This window comes from Streptosporangium jomthongense, assembly GCF_042650425.1.
In the GTDB taxonomy this organism is placed as follows: Bacteria; Actinomycetota; Actinomycetes; order Streptosporangiales; family Streptosporangiaceae; genus Streptosporangium.
Genome location: NZ_JBHSBC010000012.1, coordinates 190,575 through 205,720 on the forward strand (window position 1 = coordinate 190,575; position 15,146 = coordinate 205,720).

Consider the following 15,146-nt stretch of genomic DNA (forward strand, 5'->3'; position numbering starts at 1 on the left):
GATCATCCTTTCTTGGCGGTGCCGCCGGTGAGCAGGTCGTGCAGCGCCCGGACCTCGCGGAGCAGCCCGCTGCCGCCCTTGCGTGCCGCCATGTCGCGCACCTGGGGGATCTCGCCGCGCGCGCCGCACCACCCGGCGACCGTGGCGGCGAGCATGACGAACCCGGCCAGCCCGTTGCGCGGACGCTCGCCGGGGGCGGGAAGCAGTGCGGGCAGCGCGGCGGCGGCGATCCGCCACACGCTCTCGTGGGCGCCCCGCCTGGCCGCCGTGTCGAGCGCGGCGGCCACGTCGGTCACCCTGACCTCGCCCGCGGTCACCAGGAACCCGATCTGACGGCCGATCTCACCGGTGGGCAGCCCGTCCCGGGCGGCGGCCTCGACGAGCGCGTCGACCGCCTCCGGTGCCCGCGGGTCGGCGAGGAAGCGGGCGAGCACCGCGGAGAACGCCGCTCCGGCGGGTCCCTCCGCCCTGACGAGGTCGCGGATCTGCTCCGGCCCGGCGGCCGGGGCGTCCCAGGAACGCCTGAGCGTGTAGGGCACGAGGTGCGCGGCGGCCACCTCGCGGTGCGAGGGCAGGGTCGAGGGCCACCAGCCGGAGTGCCCGGCCCCGGCGCCGTGCCCGGGGGCGCGGAACATCAGGTCGACCAGTGGCAGGCCGGTCGGCGGGGCGGTGATCACCGGGACCGGGCGTGTGCCGTCCCGCCCGCCCTCGTTCTCCGTCGTCCAGCCGAGTTCGACCTCGGCCTCGACGGCGGCCCCTGTGGCGGCCCCGGCAGTGCCCCCGGGGCGGATCCACCCGGCGAGGATCCCGCCCGCGGCCGACGTCAGCCGGGCCACCCGCTCCGCCGCCTCGGGGTCGGGGACGCGCGGCAGCCGAAGCAGCGCCTGCTGCAGGTCGGCGGCGAGCGGCCGCGCCCCGGCCGCCTCGACGACCTCCATCCGCCCGACCAGCTCGGCCGCCGCCACGTGCCCGGTCTCGTGGGTCGGCGTGGCCAGCAGTACCGGCGGCAGGGTGTCCTCCTCGACCGCGCGCAGGACCTCGGCCGCGCGGTGCAGCAGCAGGACGTACGGGGCGGCCAGATCCTTCGACGGCATGAGGGTCCGCCAGGCGCCCCGGCCCGAGCCGGTCGTGCTCAGTGAGCGGACGGCTCCCCAGAGCCACTGGTCCGTCCGCTCCCAGGTCTCCTCCCGGTACGGCCAGGCGGGCTCGCCGAGCAGCCAGGGGCGCAGCGCGGCCGTCAGCGCCACCCGGTCGCGGACGGCGAGGGTGACGAACCCGGCCAGCAGCCGTTCCCACGACTGCCAGGAGTCGTCCCGCCGCTCCAGCAGCTCGGCCAGCTCCTCGGCCGAGGCGGGCGGGGGCGGCAGGGTGGGGGAACCTTCCGCGGGCTCGGGCAGCGGCGGCGGAGCGAACACGGGCCCGGGACGCGGAGCCGTACCGGTGCCGTGGCCCTCCTCGAAGGCGGCGGCGGCCCGGTCGGCGAGGTGGGGGGCGAGCAGGGCCGCCGACTCGCGCACGCGGGAGCGTCCCTGCGCACCCATGGCGCCCGCGTGCGCGAGGGCCAGCTCGACGGCCCTGGCCTGGAGCTCCACGGACTCCGCGGCGAAGGCCCTGGCCAGTGGCGCGGCCGCCACCCCGGCCAGGGCGGGGTCACGCCGTACGGAACGGTCGAGCCATGACAGTCCGGCGCGCACCAGGACCCGTTCCTGGCGGAACAGCAGGCAGTCCCACGCCTCGGCGAGGTCGTCCGCGGTGAGATCGTGCCCGCGCAGGCGCCGTACGGCCAGCGTGGCGACCGGGCCGGGGGAGACGGCCAACAGGCGCAGGTAGTCGCGCGTGCGGGAGGCGACCTCCTCGGGCGAGGGGTCGAGCGCCTCGTGCAGGTGGACGAAGAAGCGCAGGTCGGTGGCGGTCCCGCCGAGCAGGAAGCGGCGCAGGCAGCCCTCGACCAGGGTCTCGCGCCGCACCCTGCCCGTCTCCGCCAGCCCGGACAGGGCGGCCAGCCAGCCCCTGTCCGGCTCCTTCTCGCCCCGCAGGGCCCGGCCTGCCCCCTGGGCCTCGAACAACCTGGGCAGCAGGTGACCGAGCAGCGGGTCGGCGGCCAGGCGCGTGGGCCTGCGGCTCACCCAGCCCGCGACCAGCGGGTCGTGCGGCGGAGGCTCGACGCCGGTCTCGCGCAGCAGGGTCAGGGCGAGTGTCATTCCCCGGTCGTCGGGGGTGCGGGTGCGCAACGCGAGCCGCCGGGCAAGGTCGGCGCGCCAGGCGGCGGGGCGGTCGGCGATCACCGCCAGGACGAGGTGCACGTCGTTGTCGGGACCCGCCCACTGCGGGGCGAAGTCGCGCCGGTACAGCCAGGACGCGACGGCCGCGGCGCCGCCGAGGGTGCCCGCGCCCGCGACCCGCAGCGCGGTGCCGTGGCGGACCAGGGAGTCGTCCCACCGGTCGGAGCGGCCCCGCAGCTCCTTCAGCAGGCCGGGCAGCCGGGTCGCGACCTCCTTGCGGGCCTCGGCGCCCAGCGTCGTGATCCGCCCGGCGAGCCGGTCGGCGCGTCTTTCCTCGATCAGTTTCCTGATCTCGTCCCAGTGCTCCACGGCTGGGGACACTAGCCAGCGACGCCGACACTTTCGACCTTCGCCGGCCCGCCGGGGACGGCCTCTGCCCGCGGGTGACCCCGGGAAGCATCTGACAAAAACACCAAATACCCCTTTACACGCTTCCCCCTTGATAGGGACCTAAAAGGCCATAAGTGCTGGCTAATCGCTATATACCTGCGCCTTTTTGGGGTGGTATATCGTGTGATTTCCGTCACACGACACCCACCACACCGAGGAAAGAGGCGCCGGACGGTGGGAAACGCCGTGGAAATAGGCGGGGGCAAAGAGGGAACGGCCGCCATCCTCCGGGGAAACGCGGCGCCCTCCCGGCGGGGCCCGAACCCCGGAGAGGCCGCATAGATGAGCAGACCTCGTCTTTTATCCCGGACAGCCCTTCACTTCTCCACCCCGATCCCGCTTTGCGCGCACATCCCGGACATTCATAGTTACGCCCAGCGTAACCAGTCGGTCACGGAATTATGCCTGCGATGAATCGTGGGAACGGCCCGTTCTGTCGATTAGCATTTGCGGTGAAAGTCGTCTCAGCGACGATAACGCTAATGTCATGGAGGTTTGTCGTGGCGCGTCACGTGCCGGCCTGGATCATGGCCGTGGTGACCGCCTTCCTGTTGACGAACGTCGTCGTCGCTCCTGACGGCGACCGCAGGACGGCGCCGCCGAGCGCCGTCTCCGCCTTCATGACGATCTTCACCTCGGGCGGCACGGGTGGCACGGCGCGGACCGTCAGGGCCGCCTCCGCCTCCGCCCCGGGAGTCTCGGCGACTCCGAGAGGCCCGGGCCGGGAGGCCGAGCCGAACCCCGACCACGGCGGCACCGACCTGCCCACCCGTGGCTGCCGCCACCAGGCGCCCGCGCGATGGGCGGTCGGGCCGCAGTGCCTGTCCCCGCTGCGCGGTCCGGGTCAGCACACGACGACGGCGCTCCCTTCTCCGGAGACGTCGGCGCGGTCTCTCTCACGTCCCGGAGCCGGGCGGCGCGAAACGGCCGTCGCGGCTCCCTCACAGTCCCGGCTGCAGGTGTTCCGCTGCTGACAGGGCCCGCCGTCTCCCGGGTGCCCGCCTCGGCCTCCTTCCCCGCCACCGCCCCGCTGGACGGGCGGACGTGTGAGGCGCGAGCCGGGGCCGCGTGAGACGGCGCCGCGGTGCGACGCGCACCGCTCAATCCCCCCTGCGAGGAAGGCGGTAACCGCCCCTCGCCCGTCCTCCCCTGCCGCCCTCCGCGCCTGACCGGCCGGAGGCGCCTCGGGAGCGAGCCCGGCCCTCCCCCAGGCCGGGCGAGTGAGCCGGCCCACGGGCCCGCGCCGCCGGTCGCGAGCACCGGACGTCCGCGTGTCCCGCGTGCCCTCGGGCACGCCCGGCTCCCCGGTCCTCACGACCACCTCCGCTTCACCGACGTGTCCGAAGCAACGACTGTCCGAAGGGCTTTCGCATGCACGCATTCATCGAGCACGCCCGTTCCTTCCCCGCCCGCGCCGCCGTCGCCGGGGAGCGGCTCGACCGGCACGCCGCCGGTCAGGCCCCGCTCGCGCTCTTCATCACCTGCTCCGACTCCCGTGTCGTCCCGTCCCTGATCACCGGCGCGCGCCCCGGTGAGCTGTTCGAGCTGCGCACCGCGGGCGGCATCGTGCCCCGCTACGACCTCGACCGCCCCTCCGGCGAGGCCGCCACCGTCGAGTTCGCGGTCGAGGCCCTGGACATCGGCGACATCGTGGTCTGCGGTCACTCGCACTGCGCCGCGGTCGGCGCCGTGGTCCGCCGCGACGACCTGGCCGCCGTCCCCGCCATGGGCGGCTGGCTGGCCCACGCCGCCGACTCCCTCGGCGACGAGCGGACCGACCTCGGGTCGGCGACGAAGCAGCACATCCTGGCCCAGCTGGACCGGCTGCACGCCTACCCCGCCGTGCGGCGGCGGATCGAGGAGGGCCGGATGCGGCTGCACGGCTGGTTCTACGAGGTGCACACGGGCATGGTGTTCGCCCACCGTCCCGGCCACGACACGTTCCTGCCCCTGTGACGGTGACCACCATGCTGAGAACCTCGACCCTGCGTGGCGACGTCGCCGCCTCCGTCGTCGTCTTCCTCGTCGCCCTGCCGCTGTGCGTCGGCGTCGCCGTCGCCTCGGGTGTGCCCGCCGAGCTCGGGCTGATCACCGGCATCGTCGGCGGCCTGGTCACCGGACTGCTGCCCGGCAGCAGCCTGCAGGTCAGCGGCCCGGCCGCGGGCCTGACCGTCCTGGTCTTCGAGGCCGTACGGCTCTACGGCCTGCCCGCCCTCGGCACGCTCGTCCTGGCGGCCGGGCTCCTGCAACTGCTGCTCGGGGCGCTGCGGTTCGGCCGCTGGTTCCGTGCCATCTCCATCGCCGTCGTCGAGGGGATGCTCGCCGGGATCGGGCTGACCATCATCGCCGGGCAGCTGTACGCGATGGCCGGCGTCGCCGCCCCCGGCTCCGGTCTCGGCAAGCTGGCGGGCCTGCCCGCGCTGGCCGCGAGCTCCCTCACCTCACCCGGTGTCCTGGCCGCCGTCGCCGTCGGCACGGGCACCGTCGTGCTGCTGGCGCTGTGGCCGCGGCTGCCCGCGCGGGCCCGGATGGTCCCCGCGCCGCTCGCCGCGGTCGCGCTGGCCACCGCCGCCGTCGCGCTCCTCGGCCTGCCGGTGGCCAGGCTTGAGGTGAACGGCCTGCTCGGCGCGATCAGGCCGCCCGGCCTCGACGATCTGGCACCGCTCGCCGAGCTCGGCTTCCTCGGCACTGTCGTGGCGTTCACCCTGATCTCCTCCGCCGAGAGCCTGTTCAGCGCGGCGGCCGTCGACCGTATGCACGACGGCCCCCGCACCGACTACGACAAGGAGCTGATGGCCCAGGGAGTGGGCAACGCCGTCTGCGGGGCGCTCGGCGCGCTGCCGATGACGGCGGTGATCGTGCGCAGTTCGGCCAACGTGCGGGCGGGCGCGCGGACCAAGGTGTCCCGCGTGCTGCACGGGCTGTGGCTGCTGCTGTTCGCCGCCCTGCTGCCCGCGGCGCTTGAGGTCATCCCGCTGGCCGCGCTCGCGGGCGTCCTGGTGCACACCGGATGGAAGCTCATCCCGACCACGCAGCTGCTCTCGCTGTGGCGGCGGCACCGGGGAGAGGCGGTGGTCCTGGTGTGCACCGCGGTCGCGGTCGTCGCCCTCAACCTGTTCGAGGGGGTGCTGATCGGGTTGCTCATGGCGGTGGTGAAGACCGCCTGGGAGACCTCGCACATCCATCTGGAGGTGGATGAGGAGACCCCGGACGGGCCGATCAGGGTCACGCTCAGCGGCAACGCCACCTTCCTGCGGCTGCCCAAGATGCTCGACACCCTGGAGGCGCTGCCTCGTGACCGGCACATCGAGCTGGAACTGTCCGGGTTGCGGCATCTGGACCACGCCTGCCGTACGGCGCTGACCTCGTGGGCCGCCGGGCACAACCGGGAGGGAACCCCCGCGGTCTCGGTGCCCCCGGTCCTGACCGGCACCTGACAGGACGGTGCGCGGAACGGTGCCGGGCACCGGCTCGACGGGCCTGGCACCGTTCCGGAACCGGCCGCCAGGAAGGGTCCGGCAAGTGGGCAACAGGCAAAATTAACTGACAAGAATCTTAACAGTTAGGCACGGATCGAGTTATGCTGCCGACGGCGTCACCGCCCCCGGTGACGCCGTACACCCCCCAACGGCACCGACGGCGCGCGCCACAACCCCCCGGGCGCGTCGGCTGAAAGGAGCCCCAATGAGTATCAGGCAGCGCCTGATCACCGCCCTGTCCGTGTTGCTGGCCGTACCGCTGACGGTGGTTCTCACCACCGCGGCCCCGGCCAGCGCCCACGGCTGGATCACCTCCCCGCCCAGCAGGCAGGACATGTGCGCCAGCAGGCGGGTCAGCGGATGCGGTGGACTCGAGTACGAGCCGCAGAGCGTCGAGGCCCCCAAGGGCTCGAGGCTGTGCAGCGGCGGCAGCGGATGGCGTGTCCTTGACAACGAGGGCAAGGGCTGGCCCGCGACGGCCGTCTCCAGCACGGTCACCTTCCAGTGGCGGCTGACCGCCGCCCACCGCACCAGCACCTGGCAGTACTACGTCGACGGCGCCCTGTTCAAGACCTTCAACCAGGGCAACACCCAGCCGCCGTCGAACATCTCGCACACCATCAGCGGGCTTCCCGGCGGCCGCCACAAGATCCTGGCCGTCTGGAACGTCGCCGACACCGTGAACGCCTTCTACAACTGCGTCGACGTCCAGGTCCGCTAGCCCGGACCCGACCCGCGGGAGGGCGTGCGCCCCGCCCTCCCGTTTCCCCGATCGCGGCCCCCACACCCGCTTCTCCCCAACGAGGCCGCCAATTCTTCCGGCGGGAAACGCAAACCCGCAGTGCGGGAACCGGCCACGGAAGGGCCAACCACCCTCCAGGAAACCGGCGTTTCCCCTGGTCAGCAACCCGAAGCCAAACATCTCCCCTTAAATCCATTAAAGCAATTTAATCGCCATATTTCACCCAAAGAATCAAGCGGTATTGCCTTTCCGGCATACCGTATTAAATCGGGGTGATCTTATGGCAGAACCGGCGGTTTCCCCGCCTCCACCGCCCGGCGGCAAGCCCGCCGAGGCGCTGCTGCGCGCCGCGCAGTTCTTCACCACGGGCACGCCCTCGCGGGATCGGCACGACCTGTACCACGTCGACGGCCGGGGCGCCGAGGAGTTCTACCGCGAGCGCTGGCGCCACGACAAGGTGGTGCGTTCGACCCACGGGGTGAACTGCACCGGATCGTGCTCCTGGAAGGTCTACGTCAAGGACGGGATCATCACCTGGGAGACCCAGCAGACCGACTACCCCTCGACCGGGACGGACTCCCCCGAATACGAGCCACGCGGCTGCCCGAGGGGCGCGGCGTTCTCCTGGTACACCTACTCCCCCTCCCGGGTGCGCCACCCGTACGTGCGGGGGCCCCTGCTGGAGATGTGGCGGCAGGAGCGCGAGCGGCTCGGCGACCCGGTCCTGGCCTGGGCGGAGATCACCGGCGACCCCGAACGGGCCGCCCGGTACAAGCAGGCGCGGGGCAAGGGCGGGTTCGTCCGCTCGACCTGGCCCGAGGTGAGCGAGCTGATCGCCGCCGCCCACGTGCACACCATCAAGGAGTACGGTCCCGACCGGGTGGCGGGCTTCTCCCCCATCCCGGGGATGTCGCTGGTGTCCTACACGGCCGGGACGCGCTTCCTCTCGCTGATCGGCGGCACCATCCTGTCGTTCTACGACTGGTACGCCGACCTGCCGATCGCCTCGCCGCAGGTCTTCGGCGACCAGACGGACGTGCCCGAGTCCGGTGACTGGTGGAACTCCTCCTACCTGATGGTCTGGGGGACGAACCTGCCCATCACCCGCACCCCGGACGCGCACTTCATGACCGAGGCGCGGTACCGGGGGCAGAAGGTCGTCGTGGTCTCCCCCGACTACTCCGACCACACCAAGTTCGCCGACGACTGGCTGGCGGCCCGCCCCGGCACCGACGGCGCGCTGGCCATGGCCATGGGGCACGTCGTGCTCTCGGAGTTCTTCCGCGACCGCCAGGTGCCCTACTTCACCGACTACGTCAAGTCCTACACCGACCTGCCGCTGCTGGTGACGCTGACCGAACGCGGTGACGCCCACGTGCCCGGCCGTTTCCTGACCGCCGCCGACATCGGCGAGACCGGTGAGGGCGCCGCGCACAAGCAGGTGCTGCTCGACGCGGCGGACGGCGCGCCGAAGGTGCCCAACGGCTCGCTCGGCTTCCGCTTCGGCGAGGAGGGAAAGGGCCGCTGGAACCTCGGCCTGGGCGGGGTCGACCCCCTGCTGACCCTGTACGGCAGGCACACCGACGCGCTCGCCGTCGACCTGCCCCGCTTCGACACCGGGGCGACCGAGGGCGGCACGAGCGTGCGCCGGGGGGTCCCGGTGACGCGGGTCGGCGGCCACCTGGTCACGACGGTCTTCGACCTGGTGATGGCGCACTACGCCGTACGGCGCGACGGCCTGCCCGGTCGGTGGCCCGCGGGCTACGACGACCCCGAGCCGTTCACCCCCGCCTGGCAGGAGGCGATCACCTCGGTGCCCGCCGCCGCGGCGACCCGGGTGGCCAGGGAGTTCGCCCGCAACGCGGAGGTCTCCCGGGGCCGGTCGATGATCTGCATGGGCGGCGGCACCAACCAGTGGTGCAACTCCGACCAGACCTACCGGGCCTTCCTCACACTGATCATGCTGTGCGGCTGCCAGGGGGTCAACGGCGGCGGCTGGGCCCACTACGTCGGGCAGGAGAAGATCCGCCCGCTCACCGGCTGGTCGCAGCTCGCCTTCGCGCTCGACTGGCAGCGGCCCGCCCGGCAGACGGCCGCGACGCCGTACTGGTACCTGCACACCGACCAGTGGCGCTACGAGCTGTTCGGCGCGGGAGAGCTGTCCAGCCCGCTCGGGCCCGGGCTGTTCGAGGGCCGTTCCTTCGCCGACTGCGTCGTGCAGGCCCAGCGGCTCGGCTGGACCTCCGCGGCCCCCGCCTTCGACCGCAACCCGCTCGACCTCGCCGACGAGGCCGCGCGGGCGGGACGGCCCGTCGCCGACCACGTCGTGGCGGAGCTGAAGGCGGGACGGCTGCGTTTCGCCGCCGAGGACCCCGACGACCCGCGCAACTTCCCGCGTGTCCTGATCGCCTGGCGGGCCAACCTGTTCGGCTCCTCGGGCAAGGGCATGGAGTACTTCATGCGGCACCTGCTCGGCACCGTCGACGCGGTCAGGGCCGAGGAGTCACCGCCCGCCGTACGGCCCGCGGAGGTGACCTGGCGCGCGGAGGCACCGCGCGGCAAGCTCGACCTGCTCGTCACGATCGACTTCCGGATGACCGGCACCTGCACCTACTCGGACGTGGTGCTGCCCGCGGCGACCTGGTACGAGAAGTACGACCTGTCCACCACGGACATGCATCCGTTCATCCACTCCTTCAACCCGGCCATCGCCCCGCCCTGGGAGGCGCGCAGCGACTTCGAGGCGTTCATGACGATCGCCGAGGAGGTGTCCCGGCTCGGTGCCGTGCACCTGGGCACCCGCACCGACGTGGTGGCCTCGCCGCTGGCCCACGACACCCCGGACGAGCTGGCCCAGCCGGGCGGCAGGGTGCTCGACTGGAAGGCGGGGCAGTGCGAGCCCGTACCGGGTGTGACGATGCCGAAGCTGGTCACGATCGAACGGGACTACGGCGCCGTGGCCGGCAAGATGGCGGCGCTCGGCCCGCTCGTCGACACCCTCGGCACCGCGTGCAAGGGCATCTCCTGGGTGCCCTCTGCCGCCGTCGGTCAGCTCGGTCGCGACAACGGCCTGGTGCGCGGCGGACCCGGCGACGGCCGTCCCTCGCTGGCACGCGACGTGAACATGGCCGAGGCCATCATGGCGCTCTCCTGCAGCACCAACGGGCAGGTCGGCGTCCAGGGGTGGCGGGCGCTGGGCGAGCGCACCGGGGTGAGCTTCGCCGACCTGGCCGAGGAGAACGCGGGACGGCGGATCAGCTTCACCGACACCCAGGTCCAGCCCAGGACCGTGTTCGCCTCCCCCGAGTGGTCCGGCCTGGAGAACGGCGGGCGGCGCTACTCGCCGTTCACGATGAACGTCGAGCGCCGCAAACCGTGGCACACGCTGACCGGGCGCATGCACTTCCTCCTCGACCACGACTGGCTCGCCGAGTACGGCGAGATGCTGCCGAACTACCGTCCGCCGCTCAACTACGCCCGGCTGTTCGGCTCCCAGGGGCTGGGCGAGGACGGCCGCCCCGAGGTGACGGTGCGCTACCTCACCCCGCACTCCAAGTGGTCGATCCACTCCGAGTACCAGGACAACCTGCACATGCTGCGGCTGTTCCGCGGCGGCCCGGTCATCTGGATGAGCCGTCAGGACGCCGAGCGGATCGGGGTCGCCGACAACGACTGGATCGAGGCCTACAACCGCAACGGCGTGGTCGCCTGCCGTGCCGTGGTCACCCACCGGATGCCGGAGGGGACGGTCTTCATGTACCACGCCAAGGACCGCAACCTGATGACCCCCCACTCGGAGATCTCCGGCTGGCCCGGAGGCGCGGACAACTCGCTGACCAGGGTGATCGTCAAACCCACCCACATGATCGGCGGGTACGGCCAGCTCACGTTCGCCTTCAACTACTACGGCCCGTCGGGGTTCCAGCGGGACGAGTTCGTCGTCATCCGCAGGCGGTCACAGGAGGTGCGGTTCTGATGCGCGTCATGGCGCAGGTCGCGATGGTGATGAACCTCGACAAGTGCATCGGCTGTCACACCTGCTCGGTCACCTGCAAGCAGGTCTGGACCAACCGGCCGGGCCTGGAGTACGTCTACTTCAACAACGTCGAGACCAAGCCGGGGGTCGGCTACCCCAGGCGGTACGAGGACCAGCGGCAGTGGCGGGGCGGCTGGAAACTGGACGGAAAGGGGCGGCTCACCCTCAGGGCGGGCGGCAGGCTGCGCCGCCTGCTGGAGATGTTCTACAACCCCGACCTGCCCACGATCGACGACTACGGCGAGCCGTGGACCTACGACTACCGCACCGTCATCGACGCGCCGCTGGGCACGGTCAACCCCAGCGCGCACTCCGTCTCCACCCTCACCGGTGAGGACATGCGCATCCGGTGGGGCAGCAACTTCGACGACGACCTGGCGGGCGCGCCCGAGCACGCCCCGGGCGACCCCGACCTCGAAGGGCTCCAGGAGCGGGTGCGGATGGAGTTCGAGCAGGTCTTCATGTTCTACCTGCCGCGCATCTGCGAGCACTGCCTGAACCCCTCGTGCGTGGCCTCGTGCCCGTCGGGGGCGATGTACAAGCGGCAGGAGGACGGCATCGTCCTGGTCGACCAGAACCGGTGCCGGGGCTGGCGCTTCTGCGTCTCCGGCTGCCCGTACAAGAAGGTGTACTTCAACTACAGGACCGGCAAGGCCGAGAAGTGCACGTTCTGCTTCCCCAGGATCGAGTCGGGCCAGCCCACGATCTGCTCGGAGACGTGCGTGGGACGGCTGCGCTATCTCGGGCTGCTGCTCTACGACGCCGACGCGGTGCTCGCCGCCGCCTCGACGCCGGACCCGCAGGACCTCTACGAGGCGCAGCTGTCGGTGTTCCTCGACCCGGGTGACCCGCACGTCAGGGCGGAGGCCGCGCGCTGCGGCATCCCGGACGACTGGATCGAGGCGGCCCTGCGTTCCCCGGTGCACGCGCTGGCCGTACGGCACCGGGTGGCGCTGCCGCTGCATCCCGAGTTCCGCACGCTGCCCATGGTCTGGTACATCCCGCCGTTGTCGCCGGTCGCCGACGTCGCGCACGCCGAGGGCTACGACCCGGCCGACCCCGACCGGGTCTTCGCCGCCATCGACGCGCTGCGGGTGCCCGTCGAGTATCTGGCCAACCTCTTCACCGCGGGCAGGACGGAGACCGTGCGCCTGGTGCTGCGCAGGCTCGCCGCGGTCAGGGCGGTCATGCGGGCCGTACAGCTCGGCAGGGACCCCGGGGAGGAGGTGCCGCACTCGGTCGGCATGACCCCCGACGACGTGGACGACCTGTACCGGCTGCTGGCGATCGCCAAGTACGAGGACCGCTACGTCATCCCGCAGGTCCACGCCGAGGAGGCCGGGGCGCTGAGCGCCCAGCACCAGGAGCTGTTCTGCAGCCTCGACGGTGAGGGCGGGCCCGGCATGGGCGGTCACGGACCGCCTTCCGCCCCGGCCGGGGAGGCGCCCGTCTTCCGCGGGCAGGACGGGCGGCTGCACGCCAACCTGCTCGGCTGGGACGGCACCGGCGACCCGTCGCGGCTGTTCCCCGGGGCCCAGTTCCCCGAAGCTCAGTTCCCCGAGGCTCAGGGGGAGGCGACGTGAACGCGGCCGAGACGGCGTGCAAGCTGGCCTCGGTGCTGCTGCAGTACCCTCGACCGGCCCTGTTCGAGGGGGCCGACCGGCTCGACGAGGCCGCCCGTGCCACGCCCAGGGCCGCGCGGGCGGGGTTCGCCGCCTTCCTGGCCTGGCTGCGGGCCGAACCGCCCGGTGAGGTGGTCGGGCACTACGTGGAGACCTTCGACCTGCGTCACCGCTGCGCCCTCTACCTGAGTTACCACCGGCACGGCGACACGCGCGGGCGCGGGATGGCGATGCTCGCCTACAAGGCCGCCTACCGGCGGGCGGGGCTGCTGCCCTGCGAGGAGGAGCTGCCCGACTTCCTGCCGCTCGTGCTTGAGTTCGCCGCCCTCCACCCGGAGGGGATGGCGCTGCTGCGCCGCCGCCGTGCCGACCTCGACCTGCTCAGGCGGTCGCTTGAGGCGGCGGGCACGCCGTACACGCATGTCGTCGAGGCGGTCTGCGCACTGCTTCCCGGGCTGCGGCGCGCGGAGCTGAGGGCGGTGCGGGCGCTGTGGGAGAGCGGCCCGCCCAGTGAGGAGGTCGGGCTCGAACCGTTCGCGCCCCCGGAGTACCTCTCCGGCCTGACCGGCGGACAGGAGGCACGATGAACGGCACCGGCGCCCTGGACGTGTTCTGGTGGGTCGTGCTGCCCTACGTCGCGATGACCGTCTTCGTGGTCGGTCACGTGTGGCGGTGGCGCTACGACAGGTTCGGCTGGGACTGCTACTCGACCGAGCTCCTCGAACGCCGGCTGCTCAAATGGGGGGCGCCGCTGTTCCACTACGGGGCGTTCGCCGCGATCCTCGGGCACGTCATGGGCATCCTCGTCCCGGCCTCCTTCACCCACGCCCTCGGGATTCCCGAGGAGGTCTACCGGTGGTTCTCCGCCGTCGGCGGCGGGCTGGCCGCGGTCGTGGTGGTGGTCGGCATCGTCATCCTCGCCGGCCGCAGGATGCTCGTCCGGCGGGTCAGGGCCACGACGGCGAAGATCGACTACGTCGCCCTGGTGCTGCTGCTGGTCATCGTGATCACCGGGGTCGTGCCCACCATCTGGTGGAACCTGCTGGGGCCGGGATACGACTACCGGCTCACCGTGGCCCCGTGGTTCCGCGGCCTGTTCACCGGCTCGCCCGACGTCGCCGCCGTGGCGAACGCGCCCGCGGTCTACCGGCTGCACGCGACGGCCGCCTGGGTCCTGTGGGCGGTCTGGCCGTTCAGCCGCCTGGTCCACGCCTGGAGCTTCCCGCTGTGGTACCTGTGGCGGCCGTTCGTGGTCTACCGCAGCCGCGGGGTCATCCTGCCACCCGAGCCCGGTACGGCGGGCCGCAGATGGCGCAGGATCGGCGGACCCGCCTGAGATGCGCCTGCCGTCCCCGGGGGACGTACGGCGGGCCGCGGTGCGGAATCTGGAGCCCGCCTACTTCGCCATGGTGATGGCGACGGGCATCATCTCGGTCGACACGCGCGCCATGGGCCTGAAGGTTCCCTCTGCCGTCCTGCTCTGGGTGGGGATCGCGGGCTACGCCGTGCTGCTGGTCCTGTCCGGGTGGCGGCTGCTCGGCTGCCGGGCGGAGACGGCCCGCGACCTGGGCGACCCGGCGAAGGCCTTCGGTTTCTTCACCTTCGTCGCCGCGACCGACCTGCTCGGCACCCGGATCGCCATGGACGGCCGTCTCGGGGTCGCGACGGTGTTCCTCGTCGTCGGCGCGCTCAGCTGGCTCGTCCTGGCCTACCTCGTTCCCTGGGCGAGCGTGCTGCGGCACGAGAGCGTCAAGGCCCTGGCGCGGGCCAACGGGACCTGGTTCGTCTGGGTCGTCGGCGGGCAGTCCGTCGCGATCCTCGCCGCGACGCTCGAACGCGCCGGGGCCGGTCCCCGCGACGCCCTGGCGCTGTTCGCCGTGGCGGTCTGGTCGATCTCCATGTGGCTCTATCTGCTGGTCGGCGTCGTCGTGTGCTTCCGGCTGATGCTGTTCGAGATGGACGCCGACGAGCTGAACCCGCCCTACTGGGTCGCGATGGGCGCCAACGCGATCAGCGTCGTCGCGGCGGCGAAGATCGCGGGCATGCGGGAGGCGCCCGCCGCCGAGGTGGTCCATGACTTCGCCCTGCACGTGGGCGTGGTCTTCTGGGGGTTCGCGACCTGGGTCTTCTTCGCCCTGCTCCTGGCGGGCTGGTGGCGGCACGTACGGCGCGGCGTCCCGTTGCGCTACGGGCCCGGGATGTGGAGCCTGGTCTTCCCGCTGGGCACCTACGCCGCCGCCTCCCACGGTCTGGGCGAGGCGACCGGTCTCGGCCTGGTGACGGCCTTCGGCGACGTCGAGGTGTGGTTCGGGCTGGCGGCCTGGGTTCTCACGTTCTGCGCGATGGCGGTCCACCTGGCCCGCGCCGCCCGCTCGCTCACCCGTTCCCCCGGTTGACCTGAGCGCCACCCGACGACCACCCATTGTGGCGATATATCAGCTTCAAATGCGATTTATCGCACATGGCGGTAATGGTCGGTAGCATGCCAGAAGATCAACACGAGACAGATGTCAACGGCCCCGTTGCGGCCCGGGATCGCCCCCACGGTCCGGGGGCCGGCATCCGGTGAGCCTCCGATGCGGCCACGCGCGGCAC

The 15,146-nt window shown here is 72.2% G+C and carries 10 protein-coding genes; 9 read left to right on the top strand and 1 reads right to left on the bottom strand.

Going from position 1 to position 15,146, the window contains the following annotated elements:
* Positions 1-2: 2 nt before the first annotated feature.
* Complete coding sequence (locus ACFOYY_RS12645) at positions 3-2,591, bottom strand: DUF7824 domain-containing protein (RefSeq protein ID WP_386189878.1); 2,589 nt, start codon at positions 2,589-2,591, stop codon at positions 3-5.
* Between the two features lie 581 nt (positions 2,592-3,172).
* Here ACFOYY_RS12645 and ACFOYY_RS12650 point away from each other — a divergent pair.
* From ACFOYY_RS12650 to ACFOYY_RS12690, 9 genes are all read left to right on the top strand, one after another.
* Entirely contained in the window at positions 3,173-3,646 is a 474-nt protein-coding gene (locus tag ACFOYY_RS12650) for a hypothetical protein (RefSeq protein WP_386189879.1), read from the top strand.
* Positions 3,647-4,043: 397 nt separating this feature from the next.
* Positions 4,044-4,628 (top strand): carbonic anhydrase, encoded by a 585-nt coding sequence (locus ACFOYY_RS12655; RefSeq protein ID WP_386189880.1) that lies wholly within the window; start codon positions 4,044-4,046, stop codon positions 4,626-4,628.
* A gap of 11 nt (positions 4,629-4,639) precedes the next feature.
* Positions 4,640-6,109 (top strand): SulP family inorganic anion transporter, encoded by a 1,470-nt coding sequence (locus tag ACFOYY_RS12660; protein WP_352009197.1) that lies wholly within the window; start codon positions 4,640-4,642, stop codon positions 6,107-6,109.
* Between the two features lie 247 nt (positions 6,110-6,356).
* Positions 6,357-6,872, top strand: coding sequence for a lytic polysaccharide monooxygenase auxiliary activity family 9 protein (locus ACFOYY_RS12665; RefSeq protein WP_352009196.1), 516 nt, complete (start codon positions 6,357-6,359; stop codon positions 6,870-6,872).
* Between the two features lie 301 nt (positions 6,873-7,173).
* Entirely contained in the window at positions 7,174-10,869 is a 3,696-nt protein-coding gene (locus tag ACFOYY_RS12670; RefSeq protein ID WP_352009195.1) for a nitrate reductase subunit alpha, read from the top strand.
* On the top strand, positions 10,869-12,512 hold the full coding sequence (gene narH / locus ACFOYY_RS12675) for a nitrate reductase subunit beta (RefSeq protein ID WP_386189881.1): 1,644 nt from the start codon (positions 10,869-10,871) through the stop codon (positions 12,510-12,512). The genes ACFOYY_RS12670 and narH overlap by 1 nt, the downstream gene beginning before the upstream one ends.
* Entirely contained in the window at positions 12,509-13,138 is a 630-nt protein-coding gene (narJ, locus tag ACFOYY_RS12680; RefSeq protein ID WP_362916836.1) for a nitrate reductase molybdenum cofactor assembly chaperone, read from the top strand. Before narH ends, narJ begins: the two co-directional genes overlap by 4 nt.
* Positions 13,135-13,887 carry a respiratory nitrate reductase subunit gamma gene (gene narI / locus ACFOYY_RS12685; protein WP_386189882.1) on the top strand — a complete coding sequence of 251 codons (753 nt, stop codon included), beginning with the start codon at positions 13,135-13,137 and terminating at the stop codon, positions 13,885-13,887. The genes narJ and narI overlap by 4 nt, the downstream gene beginning before the upstream one ends.
* Position 13,888: 1 nt before the next feature.
* Positions 13,889-14,947, top strand: a complete 1,059-nt coding sequence (locus ACFOYY_RS12690) for a tellurite resistance/C4-dicarboxylate transporter family protein (protein ID WP_386189883.1) — start codon at positions 13,889-13,891, stop codon at positions 14,945-14,947.
* Positions 14,948-15,146: the final 199 nt, after the last annotated feature.

Coding starts and splice junctions, on each gene's coding strand:
- ACFOYY_RS12655 (WP_386189880.1), top strand. CDS start 4,044: ATGCACGCATTCATCGAGCACGCCCGTTCCTTCCCCGCCCGCGCCGCC.
- ACFOYY_RS12660 (WP_352009197.1), top strand. CDS start 4,640: ATGCTGAGAACCTCGACCCTGCGTGGCGACGTCGCCGCCTCCGTCGTC.
- ACFOYY_RS12665 (WP_352009196.1), top strand. CDS start 6,357: ATGAGTATCAGGCAGCGCCTGATCACCGCCCTGTCCGTGTTGCTGGCC.
- ACFOYY_RS12670 (WP_352009195.1), top strand. CDS start 7,174: ATGGCAGAACCGGCGGTTTCCCCGCCTCCACCGCCCGGCGGCAAGCCC.
- narH (WP_386189881.1), top strand. CDS start 10,869: ATGCGCGTCATGGCGCAGGTCGCGATGGTGATGAACCTCGACAAGTGC.
- narI (WP_386189882.1), top strand. CDS start 13,135: ATGAACGGCACCGGCGCCCTGGACGTGTTCTGGTGGGTCGTGCTGCCC.
- ACFOYY_RS12690 (WP_386189883.1), top strand. CDS start 13,889: ATGCGCCTGCCGTCCCCGGGGGACGTACGGCGGGCCGCGGTGCGGAAT.